At 66.7% G+C, this 14,454-nt stretch carries 14 protein-coding genes; 10 read left to right on the plus strand and 4 right to left on the minus strand.

Going from position 1 to position 14,454, the window contains the following annotated elements:
• Positions 1 to 120 precede the first annotated feature (120 nt).
• The 10 genes from rpoE (at position 121) to ACUDP5_RS06625 (ending at position 9,927) form a co-directional block, all read left to right on the plus strand.
• The gene (gene rpoE, locus ACUDP5_RS06580; protein ID WP_006223829.1) at positions 121 to 720 is read left to right on the plus strand and encodes an RNA polymerase sigma factor RpoE; all 600 of its coding nucleotides are present in this window, start codon (positions 121 to 123) and stop codon (positions 718 to 720) included.
• A 12-nt stretch (positions 721 to 732) separates the two neighbouring features.
• Complete coding sequence (locus ACUDP5_RS06585; RefSeq protein WP_263910498.1) at positions 733 to 1,239, plus strand: sigma-E factor negative regulatory protein; 507 nt, start codon at positions 733 to 735, stop codon at positions 1,237 to 1,239.
• The gene (locus tag ACUDP5_RS06590; RefSeq protein WP_263910500.1) at positions 1,239 to 2,315 is read left to right on the plus strand and encodes a MucB/RseB C-terminal domain-containing protein; all 1,077 of its coding nucleotides are present in this window, start codon (positions 1,239 to 1,241) and stop codon (positions 2,313 to 2,315) included. The genes ACUDP5_RS06585 and ACUDP5_RS06590 overlap by 1 nt, the downstream gene beginning before the upstream one ends.
• A 37-nt stretch (positions 2,316 to 2,352) precedes the next feature.
• Positions 2,353 to 3,846, plus strand: a complete 1,494-nt coding sequence (locus ACUDP5_RS06595; protein ID WP_263910502.1) for a DegQ family serine endoprotease — start codon at positions 2,353 to 2,355, stop codon at positions 3,844 to 3,846.
• 212 nt (positions 3,847 to 4,058) lie between these two features.
• Entirely contained in the window at positions 4,059 to 5,852 is a 1,794-nt protein-coding gene (gene lepA, locus ACUDP5_RS06600; RefSeq protein WP_263910504.1) for a translation elongation factor 4, read from the plus strand.
• Between the two features lie 22 nt (positions 5,853 to 5,874).
• The gene (lepB, locus tag ACUDP5_RS06605; protein ID WP_445658414.1) at positions 5,875 to 6,759 is read left to right on the plus strand and encodes a signal peptidase I; all 885 of its coding nucleotides are present in this window, start codon (positions 5,875 to 5,877) and stop codon (positions 6,757 to 6,759) included.
• A 2-nt stretch (positions 6,760 to 6,761) separates the two neighbouring features.
• Positions 6,762 to 7,523, plus strand: a complete 762-nt coding sequence (rnc, locus tag ACUDP5_RS06610) for a ribonuclease III (RefSeq protein ID WP_183007441.1) — start codon at positions 6,762 to 6,764, stop codon at positions 7,521 to 7,523.
• Entirely contained in the window at positions 7,520 to 8,410 is an 891-nt protein-coding gene (gene era, locus ACUDP5_RS06615) for a GTPase Era (protein ID WP_025137140.1), read from the plus strand. The genes rnc and era overlap by 4 nt, the downstream gene beginning before the upstream one ends.
• Complete coding sequence (gene recO, locus ACUDP5_RS06620; protein WP_025137141.1) at positions 8,403 to 8,990, plus strand: DNA repair protein RecO; 588 nt, start codon at positions 8,403 to 8,405, stop codon at positions 8,988 to 8,990. The genes era and recO overlap by 8 nt, the downstream gene beginning before the upstream one ends.
• 19 nt (positions 8,991 to 9,009) lie before the next feature.
• Positions 9,010 to 9,927 (plus strand): LysR family transcriptional regulator, encoded by a 918-nt coding sequence (locus ACUDP5_RS06625; protein WP_263910508.1) that lies wholly within the window; start codon positions 9,010 to 9,012, stop codon positions 9,925 to 9,927.
• A 40-nt stretch (positions 9,928 to 9,967) separates the two neighbouring features.
• On the opposite strand, the gene ACUDP5_RS06630 is transcribed toward ACUDP5_RS06625, so the two are convergent.
• The 4 genes from ACUDP5_RS06630 to ACUDP5_RS06645 form a co-directional block, all read right to left on the minus strand.
• Entirely contained in the window at positions 9,968 to 11,068 is a 1,101-nt protein-coding gene (locus tag ACUDP5_RS06630; RefSeq protein ID WP_263910510.1) for a pyridoxal-phosphate dependent enzyme, read from the minus strand.
• Positions 11,069 to 11,071: 3 nt separating this feature from the next.
• Positions 11,072 to 12,049: a succinylglutamate desuccinylase gene (locus ACUDP5_RS06635; RefSeq protein WP_445658415.1), complete on the minus strand. Its 978-nt coding sequence runs from the start codon at positions 12,047 to 12,049 to the stop codon at positions 11,072 to 11,074.
• Between the two features lie 31 nt (positions 12,050 to 12,080).
• Positions 12,081 to 13,043, minus strand: coding sequence for a Bug family tripartite tricarboxylate transporter substrate binding protein (locus ACUDP5_RS06640; protein ID WP_263910514.1), 963 nt, complete (start codon positions 13,041 to 13,043; stop codon positions 12,081 to 12,083).
• Between the two features lie 94 nt (positions 13,044 to 13,137).
• Positions 13,138 to 14,454 carry an NTP/NDP exchange transporter gene (locus ACUDP5_RS06645; protein WP_445658416.1) on the minus strand — a complete coding sequence of 439 codons (1,317 nt, stop codon included), beginning with the start codon at positions 14,452 to 14,454 and terminating at the stop codon, positions 13,138 to 13,140.

The following is a 14,454-nucleotide window of genomic DNA, read 5'->3' on the forward strand; positions in this document are numbered from 1 at the left end:
CAACAATGTAACTTTCACCGTCTGGCAGCAGACGTTGCGACCCCAGGCCTGGCGGCGTTTGTGCCTGCTGGCTGGTGCGGCGCGACGCCCGTCCCCGGCGGTCCGCCTGCGGGAGGCCTCATGAGCGAGCGCGAAGTCGACGCTGAGCTTGTCGCCCGCGTCCAGCGGGGCGACAAGAAGGCCTTCGATCTGCTGGTGCTCAAGTACCAGCGCAAGATTCTTCGCCTGCTGGCCCGGATGATCCGGGACCCGTCCGAAATCGAGGACGTGGCCCAGGAAGCGTTCATCAAGGCCTACCGGGCCCTGCCCCAATTCCGGGGCGAGAGCGCGTTCTACACCTGGTTGTATCGCATTGCCATCAATACGGCCCGAAATTGGCTCGCCTCGCAGGGCCGGCGGCCGAGCGCGCCCAATGCGATAGAAACGGAAGACGGTGAAACTTTTAACGAAACCGACAACCTAACCGATATAAGCACGCCGGAATCCATGGTGGCCAGCCGCGAAATCGCCGAGACGGTGAACGCGGCCATCGAGGAATTGCCCGAGGAATTGCGCACCGCGATCGTCCTGCGTGAAATCGAAGGTATGAGTTACGAAGACATCGCCCAGAGCATGGATTGCCCCATTGGTACGGTGCGTTCCCGCATTTTTCGTGCGCGTGAAGCCATCGCGACCAAGTTGCGCCCATTGCTTGGCACCGATGCCGAGCGTCGCTGGTAAGGAGTGGCAGTCATGCAGACAACAGCAGCCAAGTCCGTCGTTTCTTCCGAGGCCGCCTGGGAAGAATCACTTTCCGCCTGGATGGATGGAGAGGAAACCGACGATATTCTCCCCGGCCTGCTGTCCCGTGAAGGGCGGCAGACCTGGGACACCTATCACCTCATCGGTGATGCCCTGCGCAATACCGACCTGGCGCTGACGCCCAGCGCGGGCTTTCACGCCCGCCTGTCGCGCGCGCTGGACGCCGAGTTGCCCATCGTGGCAGCGCCCCGGCGTCGTTCGCCGCTGCGCATGGGCCTGTCCGGTCTGGCCGTGGCGGCTGCGGTTGCCACCGTCGCCTGGGTGGCCCAGCCGTATCTGGCGGGCGGTTCCCCTGGCACCGAGACGCGCGTGCTGGCCGACGCCAGCCTGAGCGGCACCGACACTTCGGGCCTGAGCGACTACCTGGAGGCCCATCGCCAGATGGCTGGCCCCAGCGCGGTGCGCCAGGTGTCGTTCGATGTCGGAGCGGGACGCTGATGGCCCTGGTGCTTCCGACCCGCTGGCCGGTGCTGGGCCGGGCCGCCTCGTGGCAGGCCCACCGTGCCGGCTGGTTCGCCGCTACGCTCCTGACCGCATTCCTGGCCGCGCACGAACCCGCGCGAGCCGCCGACACGGCGCCCGCCCAGCAGGGCGATGACGTGGTGCAGCTGCTTTCGCGCATCCAGCAGGCGGCGCGCAAGCAGGACTACGCAGGCGTGTTCATGTACCAGCAAGGCGAGATGATCCAGTCGTCGCGCCTGGTGCACGTCCTGGACGGCACCGGCGAACGCGAGCGCCTCGAGATCCTGGACGGCCAGCCGCGCGAGTACCTGCGCCACAACGAAGATGTGCAGTGCCTGATTCCCGAGCGCAAGACGGTCCTGATCGAGCGTCGCCGCGGCGACCGCTTTCCCGGCCTGCTGCTGGGTGACCCGGCCAACCTGACCGAGCACTACAAGATCCGCACCGAATCGGCCCTGCACCGGGTCGCCGGGCGCGAGTGCCGCCTGATCACTATCGAACCCCTGGACAAGTTGCGTTATGGCTATCGCCTGTGCGCCGACGTCGAAACCAACCTGCTGCTGAAGGCCCAGACGCTCAACGCCGCCCGCGGCGTGGTCGAGCAGGTGTCGTTCACCTCGCTGCGCCTGGGCGCCGAGGTCGACCCGCAGTCGCTCACGTCCCGCTGGAACACGCGCGACTGGAAGGTGCTTGAGCCCGCGATGAAGCCGGTGGACCTGGGCGCGCTGGGATGGCGCATTCCGGCGCCCAAGGGGTTCAGCGTGGTGATGCAGGTGTCGCGCTCGATGGGGCGCGGCGCGACGGTCAACCAGATGGTGCTGTCCGATGGCCTGGCGGCAATTTCCGTGTTCATCGAACCCTATGACAGCCAGCGTGGCCATCATCCGCCCCCTGGCGCGGCCCAGCGCGGTTCGATTACCGTGTACGGGACCCGTATCGCCGATTACTGGCTGACCGCCGTGGGCGAAGTGCCGGTGGCGACGCTGGAACAATTGGCGCAAGCGACTGAATACGTCCCCGTGGCGAACGCTCCGGCGGCCGGCTCCAAGTGAGCGGCCTCTGCGGCAAGAAGGAAACTCGGAGCAATCTATGAAAGCATTGATGGTGTCGAACCCCAGCCTGCGGCGCTTTCTGGCGGCCGCGACGGCGGGGCTCATGATGTCGGCTGCGTTCGCGCCCCTCTCGCAGGCGCAGACCCCGGCGGCCGACACGCCCACCCCGACGGTGGTGCTGCCTGACTTCACCAGCATCATCGAGAAGGCCGATCCGGCGGTCGTGAACATCCGTACCACGGCCACCGTGCCGATCCGTGGCGTAGGCCCCGGCGGCAACGATCCGGCCGAACTGTTCCGCTGGTTCTTCGGCCCCGACTTCCAGCCCCCGGGCCAGCCGTCCCCCGGCCAGCGCCAACGTCCGCAGCAGCCGCAGCCCGAAGAACGCACCGTGCCGCGCGGCGTGGGTTCGGGCTTCTTCATTTCCGATGACGGCTACATCATGACCAACAACCACGTGGTCAGCGATGCAACCGACATCTACGTCACCCTGACCGACGGCCGCGAGTTCAAGGCCAAGGTCATCGGCACCGACGAGCGCACCGACGTCGCGCTGATCAAGATCGAAGCCAAGGACATGACGCCGCTGGTCATCGGCGACCCCAAGAAGCTCAAGAAGGGCCAGTGGGTGCTGGCCATCGGCTCGCCGTTCGGGCTGGATTCCACGGTCACGTCGGGCATCGTCAGCGCGATCGGACGCGATACCGGCGAGTACCTGCCGTTCATCCAGACGGACGTGGCGGTCAACCCGGGCAACTCGGGCGGTCCGCTGATCAACCTGGCGGGCGAAGTCGTGGGTATCAATTCCCAGATCATCTCGCGCAGCGGCGGCTTCATGGGCATTTCGCTGGCCATTCCCATCGACGAAGCGATGCGGGTGGTGGATCAACTGCGCGCGACCGGCAAGGTGACGCGCGGCCGCGTGGGCGTGCAGATCGGCGAAGTCGGCAAGGATGTGGCCGAGGCCATCGGCCTGCCCAAGGCCGAAGGCGCCCTGGTCAGCAGCGTCGAGGTCGACGGCCCGGCCGAGCAGGCGGGCGTGCAGCCGGGCGACGTGATCCTGTCGTTCAACAAGGAACCGATCAAGCGTTGGTCCGACCTGCCGCGTATCGTCGGCGAAACCAAGCCCGGCACCCGCGCCGACATGGAAGTGTGGCGCAAGGGCAAGAAGATGACGCTGTCGGTCAAGGTGGGCGAGATCCCCGCCGAGAAGGCCGCGGGCGGCAAGAAGCCTGCGGCGCCTGCCCCGGAAGTCACCAATGCGTTGGGCCTGGGCGTGGTGGACGTGCCCGCCGACGTGCAGAAGAAGCTGCGCATCAAGGGCGGCGTGCAGGTCAAGGTTGCCGAGGGCGCCGCCGCCAAGGCGGGCCTGCAGGAAGGCGACATTGTGTTGGCCCTGAACGACACCGACGTCACCGGCGCCAAGCAGTTCGCCGAGCTGGTGGGCAAGCTGGACAAGGGCCGCGCGGCAGGCTTGCTGGTGCGCCGTGGCGACCAGACGCAGTGGGTGGCGGTACCCGCAAGCAAATAAGGCCCAAGACCGGCTAAAATGGCTGGTTGCCGCAAGAGGGGGCGCCTGGCGCCCCCTCGTTTTTGCCCGGAAACGCCGCGAATCGCGGCCCGGCAGGGCGGCCGGGCCAGGTGCCCGAGGCGTTTGCCTGCAACCCCCCGTCAGCCGTGCCTACCCTGGTGGCGGCGTCTTCCGGCAGTTTGCCGAGTGTTCCGTCCCTTTTAAATTCAAGCATGCAGCATATTCGCAACTTCTCCATCATTGCCCACATCGATCACGGCAAATCGACCCTGGCCGATCGCCTGATCCAGCGCTGCGGCGGATTGGCGGATCGCGAAATGTCGGCGCAGGTGCTCGACTCCATGGAGATCGAACGCGAGCGCGGCATTACCATCAAGGCCCAGACCGCGGCCCTGCACTACAAGGCGCAGGACGGCAAGATCTACAACCTGAACCTGATCGACACCCCGGGGCACGTCGACTTCTCGTATGAAGTCAGCCGCTCGCTGTCGGCCTGCGAAGGCGCGCTGCTGGTGGTGGATGCATCCCAGGGCGTCGAGGCCCAGACTGTGGCCAACTGCTACACCGCGATCGAGCTGGGCGTGGAAGTGCTGCCGGTGCTGAACAAGATGGACCTGCCGCAGGCCGACCCCGAGGGCGCCCGCCAGGAAGTCGAGGACGTGATCGGCATTGACGCCTCGCAGGCCGTGCTGGCCAGCGCCAAGACCGGCATGGGCATCGACGAAATCCTCGAAGCCATCGTGGCGCGCGTGCCGCAGCCCAAGGGCGACCCCGACGCGCCGCTGCAGGCCCTGATCATCGACTCGTGGTTCGACAACTACGTGGGCGTGGTGATGCTGGTGCGCATCGTCAACGGCGTGCTCAAGCCCAAGGACAAGATCCTGCTGATGGCCTCCGGCGCCACCCACCTGTGCGAGCAGACCGGCGTGTTCACGCCGAAGTCGCAGCAGCGCCCGCATCTGTCGGCGGGCGAGGTGGGCTTCATCATCGCCGGCATCAAGCAGCTCGAAGACGCCAAGGTCGGCGACACCGTCACGCTGGCCAACAAGCCGGCCGCCGCGGCCTTGCCGGGTTTCAAGGAAGTGAAGCCGCAGGTGTTCGCCGGCCTGTACCCGGTCGAAAGCTCCGAATACGACCAACTGCGCGATTCGCTCGACAAGCTCAAGCTGAACGACGCCGCGCTGATGTTCGAACCCGAAGTGTCGCAGGCGCTGGGCTTCGGCTTTCGCTGCGGCTTCCTGGGTCTTCTGCACATGGAAATCGTGCAGGAACGCCTGGAGCGCGAGTTCGACATGGATATCATCACCACCGCGCCGTCGGTGGTGTACGAAGTCGAACAGCGTGATGGCTCGGTGATCACCGTGGAAAGTCCGTCGCGCATGCCGGAAGTGGGCAAGATCGCCGACATCCGCGAGCCGATCGTGAAGGTCACGCTGTTCATGCCGCAAGACTACGTCGGCCCGGTCATGACCTTGTGCAACAACAAGCGCGGCTCGCAGATCAACATGAGCTACCACGGGCGCCAGGTGCACCTGGTGTACGAGATCCCGCTGGCCGAAATCGTGCTGGACTTCTTCGACAAGCTCAAGTCGGTGTCGCGCGGCTATGCATCGATGGACTACGAGTTCCTGGAATACCGCTCGGCCGACGTGGTGCGCGTGGACCTGTTGATCAACAACGACCGCGTCGACGCATTGGCCGTCATCGTTCACCGCAGCAACGCGCGCCATCGCGCCCGCGACGTCGTGACCCGCATGCGCGGGCTGATTCCGCGCCAGATGTTCGACGTCGTGATCCAGGCCGCCATCGGTGCCGAAATCATCGCTCGCGAAAACGTCAAGGCGCTGCGCAAGAACGTGCTGGCCAAGTGTTATGGCGGCGACATCTCGCGCAAGAAGAAGCTGCTGGAAAAGCAGAAGGCCGGCAAGAAGCGCATGAAGCAGGTCGGCACGGTGGAAATTCCCCAGGAAGCGTTCCTGGCCATCCTGCAAGTGGACGACAAATAGAACCCAAGAAGGCGGTTAGCTGATGAGTTGGAACTTTGCCCTGATCCTGTTTGTTCTGCTGGTGCTGACCGGCATTATCTGGGCGCTCGATCTGGTTGTTCTGCGGCGCGGCCGCGAGCGTCGGGCGCAAGAGGCGATGGCGCAGTACGATGCGGCCCTGGTCGGCGACGCCCAGGAAGCCGAACGCCTGCGCCGTGAGGCCGGCGACAAGGCCCGTCGCGTGCCGTGGTGGATCGAATACGCCGTCAGCTTTTTCCCTGTGATCCTGTTCGTGTTCGTGCTGCGATCGTTCGTGGTCGAGCCGTTCCGCATCCCCTCGGGCTCGATGTTGCCCACCTTGCAATCGGGCGACCTGATCCTGGTGAACAAGTTCAGCTATGGCCTGCGCCTGCCTGTCATCGACAAGAAGGTCGTCGATATCGGCAAGCCGCAGCGTGGCGACGTGTTCGTGTTCCGCTATCCCGTGGATCCGGACGTCGACTACATCAAGCGCGTGGTCGGCCTGCCGGGTGACGAAGTGGCCTACCTGGACAAAAAGCTGTACGTGAACGGCGAATTGGTGACGCATGTGCGCGACGGCGACTACTTCGAACCCGACCGTGTGTCGTATATCGCACAATATAAAGAGAAGTTGGGCGAAGTTAGCCACAATATCCTGCTGGATGAAAGCCGGCCGCAGGAATACCGTCCGCAGTACCAATTTCCGTCCATCGGGAACTGCCAATATTCCCGCGATGGGGTACGCTGCAAAGTACCCGAAGGGCAGTACTTCGCCATGGGCGATAATCGGGATAACAGCGCCGACAGCCGATATTGGGGTTTCGTACCTGAAGCCAATATCGTCGGGAAGGCCTTCTTCATCTGGATGAATTTCAGCGATCTCAGCCGGATCGGCCGGTTCAACTGATTATGTCGCTAGCCACGCTAGAAAACCGGCTGGATCACCACTTCGGTGATCCAGCACTGCTTGAACAGGCACTGACGCACCGCAGCCATGGTGCGCGCCACAACGAGCGGCTGGAATTCCTTGGGGATTCCGTGCTGAACTTCGTCGTCGCGGCCATGCTGTTCGAGCGTTATTCCAAAATCGACGAGGGCGACCTGTCGCGCCTGCGGGCCAACCTGGTCAAGCAGGCCTCGTTGGCCGATATCGCCCAGCGCCTGGAACTGTCGCAGTACCTGCGCCTGGGCGAAGGCGAATTGAAAAGCGGCGGTTTCCGCCGCCCGTCGATCCTGGCGGACACGGTCGAGGCCCTGTTCGGCGCCGTGTTCCTGGATGCCGGCTTCGATGCTGCCCGCCGCGTGATCGTGCGCCAGTACCAGCCGGTGCTGGCTTCGGTCGATCCCAAGACCCTGGGCAAGGACGCCAAGACCTTGCTGCAGGAATTCCTGCAGGGCCGCAAGCTGGCCCTGCCCGTGTATACCGTGGTGGCCACGCATGGCGCGGCCCACAGCCAGCAGTTTGAAGTCGAGTGCGCCATTCCGGCGCTCGAGATCAAAGTGACGGCACCTGGCGCCAGCCGTCGCGCCGCCGAGCAATCGGCGGCCAAGCTGGCGCTGGAAGCCGCGCTGGCCGTCAGCCCGGCCGCCAAGGCTGCCCGCAAGTCGGGCAAGGCGCGCAAAACCGCGCAATTGTCGCTGCCCGTGGCAGTGTCCCAAGAGACTAAATGAGCGATACCCCTTTTCGTACCGGCTTCGTGGCCATCGTCGGCCGCCCCAATGTGGGCAAGTCCACGCTGACGAACGCCCTGATCGGTTCCAAGATTTCCATCGTGTCGCGCAAGGCGCAGACGACGCGTCACCGCATTCATGGCGTGCTGACGCGCGAGCACGAGCAATTCGTGTTCGTCGATACGCCGGGGTTCCAGACGCGCCATGGCGGCGCCATGAACCGCATGATGAACCGCGTCGTGACGCAGGCCCTGGCCGACGTCGACGTGGTGGTGCACGTGGTCGAGGCCGGCAAGTGGTCCGAGGGTGACGCCAAGTTGCTGCCGCTCTTGCCGTCGCCGGAGCGCACCATCCTGGTCGTCAGCAAGATCGACGCCCTGAAGAACCGCGACGAGCTGTTCGCCTTTGTCTCCAAGATCATGGCGCTGCACCCGTTCGGCGCCGTGGTGCCGGTCAGTGCCACCAAGAACCAGCAACTGGACCAGCTGCTGCAGGAAATCGCGGCGCGCCTGCCGGAAGGCGAGGCGATGTTCGAAGAAGACACCCTGACCGACCGCCCGATGCGCTTCATCGCGGCCGAGCTGGTGCGCGAGAAGATCTTCCGCCTGGTCGGCGACGAGCTGCCCTACGGCTGTACGGTCGTCATCGAGCAATGGGAAGAAACCGACAAGGGCGCGCGCATTGCGGCCTGCGTCGTCGTCGAGCGTGACAGCCACAAGCCCATTCTGCTGGGCACGGGTGGCATGCACATGAAACGCATCGCTTCCGAGGCGCGGCAGGACATCGCCAAGCTGCTGGACAAGCCGGTGCACCTTGAGATCTACATCAAGGTGCGCAAGGGCTGGTCCGACCGCGAGAGTGCGCTGCGCGATCTGGGCTATGAGTAAACGGGCGCCACGCGTCCAGGATCGCCCGGGATACATGCTGCACGCCACTGCGTGGCGTGAGACTTCCCTCATTGTTCAGACCTTCTCGCGCGACCACGGCTGCGTGGCCATGGTCGCCAAGGGCGCCAAGCGCCCGTATTCCGTCCTGCGCCCCGTGTTGTCGGCCTTTCAGCCCTTGCTGCTGTCCTGGACCGGCAACGGCGAAGTCAAGACGCTGACGCGCGCCGAGATCATGGGCGTGCGCGCCCTGAGCGGCACCGCGCTGATGTCGGCCTGGTACATGAACGAGCTGCTGCTGCGGCTGTTGCCCCGCGAAGACGCCCATCCCTTGCTGTTCGATGCCTACGACATGGCGTTGCAGCAGCTGTCGGGCGGCACCCGCGCGGCCGGCGCCTTGCGCCGTTTCGAATGGACGTTGCTGCGCGAAACCGGCTATGGCGTGGATGAAGCCGAGCCCGATTTTGACGACCCGGTCATCGAACCTGCCTTGCGCCGCGACCTGCGCGAACGCCTGGCCGAGAACCTGGCCGGCCGGCCCCTGGCCACGCGCCGGGTGCTGATGGACCTGCAGCGCATCTGAGCCTGCGGCGCGTTCGGCCATGACCTTCACGCTCAAACAGGTCGAGACCTTCCGCACGGTCTATGAAACCGAAAGCGTGACCGCCGCCGCGCGGCGCCTGGACGTATCCCCCGCCACCGTCAGCGCCACCCTGGCCGCCCTGGAAGCCAGCATTGAACTGCGGCTGTTCGAACGCGTGCGCCAGCGCATGCTGCGCACCCCCGAAGCCACGCTGCTGTACGAAGAAATCCGGCGCCTGAACGTGGGGCTGGAAAGCCTGGGCAGGAAGATCCGCGCCATTCGCGGAGCGGCCCAGCCGCGCCTGCGCATCGGTTGCATCCATGCCTATAGCGGCGCAGTGGTCAGCGATGCCATCACGCGCTTTCGCCAACGCTACCCGGATACGCCGCTGTACTTGCAGATACGCGATTCGAACACCTTGCGCGACATGGTCGTATCCGGCGAGCTGGACCTGGCGACCGTGGCCGACGAGTCAGAACTGGAAGGCCTGCGTGGCCATCGGTTGGCCAGTTTGCGAGCCGTCGTGGTGTTTCCCAAGGACCATGCGCTGGCGCGCCTCGCGCAGGTCGGGTTTGCCCAGCTGGCCGACGCCGATGTCATAGCGTTGAACACGGAAGATGCCTCGCGCCAGCGGCTGGATGCGCTGGTGCTGCAGGCCGGCGCCAGCCTGAAGATCGCGATCGAGACGCCGTATTCCGCCACGGTCTGCCAGTTGGCACTGGACGGCCATGGGATTGGCATTGCCAATCCCGCCACGGCGGTGAGCCTGGAAGCGGCGGGGTTGTGCCACCGGCCGCTGGGCGCCCCGGTGCACTTCGAGTGCCACATGATCGTCCATGGCAGCCGGCCCTTGTCCGAGGCCGGCAAATTCTGGGCAACCTGTCTGCGTGCTGCGCTGGCGCCGCTGGTGGAACGCTATGGGGTTGCCCGAGGCTAGACGCGCAGCGCAGCGGGTCCGCCGCGGCCTCGAGCCCGCGTCACCCCCGCCGTCCGTCCGACGTCAGGATCAGCACGACGGACGACTCGGCATCCAATTGCCCGGCGCGTCGCAGTCGCGTCAGCGCGGCCAGCGCCGCGGCCGACGACAGTTCGGTGGCCAGGCCCATGCGTTCCAGCCGTTGCTGGGCTTGCGCGGCGGCGGCATCCGAGACCTCGACCGGTGAGCCGCCCGAGCGCGACAGGGCTTGCAGCGACTGCAGGGTGGTGGTGCCGCCCGCGATCGAATACTGATCCGTGGTGCCTTCCCAGAGGCTGCGTGCATCGCCCGTGGTCTGCGCCCGCGACAGCCGGGCGTAGGGCTCGACGGCGTGCAGGCGTGGCAGCTGTGCAATCAGGCCGGCGTTCAGCAGGTGCTGCCAGCCCAACAGGATGCCCCACAACAGGTCGCCCCGCGCGGTCGGCACGACGATGTCGGTCGGCAGGCCGCAAGCATCGAAGATTTCGCGCGCGATGGGCTTGTAGCCTTCGACGCCATAAGGGTGGGTGCCGACGGGCGGATTGAGGTAGTTGGTGCCGGCAAAGGCGCCCTGGTTGCGGCACAGGTCCGCCACAAAGGGCCAGCGGCCCAGGCTGTCGTCGAAAGCCGTGAGGCGCGCGCCGAAGCGCTGCATGGCATCGCGTTGCAGGGGCGGACAGTTGCGGGTGATGGCGATGTCCGCTTGCAGTCCGGCGGCGGCGCAGTAGGCGGCCAGCGATACGCCGGCATTGCCGCTGGATGCGGCGGCCACGCGCGATGCCCCCGCCAGGCGGGCGCGGGACACGAGCTGCGCGGCCATGCGGTCCTTGTGGCTGCCGGTGGGATTGGCGCTTTCGCACTTGAGCCACAGCCGGCCGACGCCTTCGGCCTGTGCCAGCGTGGCGGCGTCCAGGCAGGGCGTGGCGCCTTCGCCCAGCGTGACAGGCTCCCACACCGGCAACGGCATCGCGTCATCGCCTGCGGCGGCCTCGTAGCGGCATTCCAGCGAGGCGGGGTGGCCGGCCTGCAGGCAGTGGGGGCAGCCTTCGGGGTAGTCGGCGGGCGGCAGCAGGCGTTCGCAGCGGATGCAGCGCAGGCCGGACAAGCGGGGGTTCATCTGCATGGGTCAGTACAACGAGGCAAGGGAGTCCAGGGAAAGGGCAGGCGCGACTTGCAGCAGGCAGTCGCCATCGTCGCTGCGGGCGATGGCGCGCAGGCAGACGACGGTGCCTGCCTGCGGGCTAGGCAAGTTGCGCGAAGCCAGGTCGGGCCGGGCCGGTTCGATGAGCTGGCCGATGGTCTGGCCGGCCGTCACGGTCTGGCCGAGGGCGACGCCGGGTACGAAGACGCCGCTGTCGTGCGTACGCAAGGTGGCGGCCGGCGCATCCAGGTCATAGAGGGACGGGTTGGGTCGGCGCGGCGCGGTGCTGGACAGAAGGCCCAGCTCGGCCAGGCAGCCCAACAGGCCGTCGCGGCAATCTTCGACCAGTGTGCGGGTGGTTTCGCGGCCGCCGCCGATTTCCGCGCTGAGCCGCAGCACGCCCAGGCGGCTGGCAGCCGCGGGCAGGGAGCCGGCTTCGGTGCCGCGAAAGAACACGCAATGGGGCTGGCCGAAGGCGCGCGCCAGCGCCGGCAGGCGTTCGTCGTACGCATCGTCGCCGTAGCGGGTGATGACCGATGACGGCAGGTAACGCAGCGATGCGCCACCGCTATGCACGTCGACCAGCGCCTGGATGCGCGGCAACAGCCGGGCTTCCAATGCGGCGGCCACGCTTTCCGTGTAGCCGCGCGCAGGCGCGCCCAGGAAGGCGCGATTGAGGTTGCCGGCGTCCGAGGGCGACAGGCGGGTGCCGGCCAGAGACGCTTCGGCGTTGGCGGCGGGCAGCAGGTAGACCGTGCCGCGTTGCAGGATGCCGGGCAGCAGGTGCCACAGTTGCAGGATGGCGGCCTGGCCTTCCCATTCGTCGCCATGCACGCCGGCCATCAGGGCCACGGCGGGGCCGGGCCCGGCCTCGATCTTCAGCATGGGCACGGTGATGCGCCGGTACGCCGATGTGTTGGTGGCGGCGGCGCAGGTGAAGTCCTCCCGGCTTACCTTGGCCATGGCGAGGCTCCCGTCGGCAGCGCGCGACGCGTCAATCCAGCGTGGTGCCGGCGGCCTTGATGATGCTTTCCCATTTGGGCAGTTCCTTCTGGATCTGGGTCTTCACGTCTTCGGGCGAGCCGCCCAGCGGTTCTTGCGATCGGCTGCGCAGTTCCTTGCTGACCGCGTCCGAACGCAGGGCGGTGTTCATGGCCGCGTTGAGCTTGGCAACCACCGCGGGGGGCGTGCCGGCAGGCGCCACCAGGGCGCTCCAGGCGGATTGCTCATAGTCGGGATAGCCCTGTTCGGCCACGGTCGGCACGTCCGGATTGGAGGCGGCACGGCCCTTGGTGGTGACGGCCAGCGCGCGCAGGCGGCCGTCCTTCAGGTTGCCGATCAAGGGCGGCAGGTTCTCCATCATCGAATCCACATGCCCGCCCAGGAGGTCCGACAACTGGGCGGCGGTGGCCTTGTAGGGAATCTGGCGCACGGCCGCGCCGGTCTGGGCGATGAACAGTTTGACGCCGACTTCGCTGGTGGTGCCGGGGTCTGCCGAGGTCATGGTCAGGCGGTCGGGCTGGGCGCGGCTGGCGGCGATGAAGCTTTTCAGGTCGCGATACGGCGAGGCCGCGTTCACCACGATGACGTTGGGCGTTTCGGCCACCAGCCCGACCGGGACGATGTCGCGATCCAGGTCATAAAGCTGCTGCTTGAAGAGATACCGGTGCAGCACCAGGGTGCCGACGTGGGCGTAGCCGATGGTGTAGCCGTCAGGCGCCGCGCGTACCAAGGCCTGGGTGCCGATGCGGCCCCCCGCGCCCACGCGGTTTTCCACGACCACAGGCTGTCCCAGCGTACGGCTCATTTCCTGGCCGACCAGGCGGGCGGTGATGTCGGCGTTGCCGCCGGCCGCCGCCGGCACGATCAGGGTGATCGGGCGGGTGGGGTAATCGGCCAGCGCGGGCGGCGCGGTCAGGCAAAGCAACAGGGCGGCAAGGCTGGCGGTGCGTGTCATGACGATTCCCGGGACGTTAAGGGCGTATGCAATCGTAGGGTGCGATCAGGCTGCGCTATTGTGCGGCGGCCCTGCCGGGAATTCGTTCGGTTTATTAAGATGGATGTTTGGTTGAATCTAATGGTTCGGCCACAGGCACGGGCCGGTCGGCGCGGCGGCCCAGCCCATAGCCAAGCGCGGCGGCGGCCAGCGCGCAGGCTGCGCCCAGCAGGGCGATCAAGGCGACCCCGTGGCCCAGCGCGTCCACGCCGGCCTTGACCCAGCCGCTGGCGGCGTCGCCCGCCCGGTACACGACGGTATCGATGACGTTCTTGGTCTTGTACTTGTCTTCAGGCGAGACCGCCGTGAACAGCATTTCCCGCCCTGGACGGATCAAGGCATATTCGCCCACGCGGCGCAGGATCATGGCCCCCGCCAGTACCGCGAACACGGGGTAGGCCGCCAGCGCCAGAAAGGCCAGCACCATGGCCACCGGCACGGCGGTCATCAGGAACCGCACGCCCAGCCGGGCGGCCACCCGCCCGGTGATGAACAACTGCGACAGCAGCGCCAGCGCCTGGACCGTGAAGTCCAGCGCCGAGAACACGCGGAGGCGCTGGGCGGTGTCGCTGAATGCACCAGCCACCAGGCGAGCCTGCTCCATGTAGAGAAAGGTGTTGAGGGTGGCCAGCAGCACGACCAGCCCGGCAATGCCCAGCAGGTAGCGCGACTGGAACACGCGCGCCAAGCCTGCCAGCAGGGTGCCCGGAATGGGCCGGGCCATGTCGGCCGTGTCGGCGTTGGAATGCGTGGCGCCGCGCCAGCGCAGCAGCCAGCGCTTGAGCGGCAACGTGGCGGTCAGCAGCAGGGCCGACAGCAGCAGCAGGCCCGCCGGGCCCAGCGCCCCGGCCAGCAGCCCGCCCAGCAGCGGGCCACACAGCCCGCCGGCGCTCGCGCCTGCGGCGATCAACGCGAACAGGCGCTTGGCGGAGTCCATGCGGAACACGTCGGCCATCAGGCTCCAGGCCAGCGACACCACGAACAGATTGAAGACCGACAGCCAGACATAGAAGCTGCGTGCCGCCCAGACGCTGTCGGGGCGCCAATGGAACAGCGCGGCATAGCCTGCCATGGTCGCGGCGAACACGGCATAGACCCAGGTCACCAGCGTGGCGCGCGGCACCCGGGCGGACAGCCAGCCGAACAGCGGCACCACCGCCAGCATGGCGACGAACGTGGCGGTGAACAGCCATTGCAACTGGTCCACGCCGGCCTGGATGCCCAGCGTTTCTCGGATCGGCCGCAGCATGAAATAGCCGCAGAAGAGAAAAAAGAAGAAGGCGAAGCCGCACGCGGCCGGGGCCAGTTCATCGGCGCGGATGCCGAGCGCTTGCGCCATCCGGTGACGCCAGGGGCCGGCCTGGAGGGTCAT

Source organism: Achromobacter sp. NCFB-sbj8-Ac1-l (assembly GCF_052695805.1).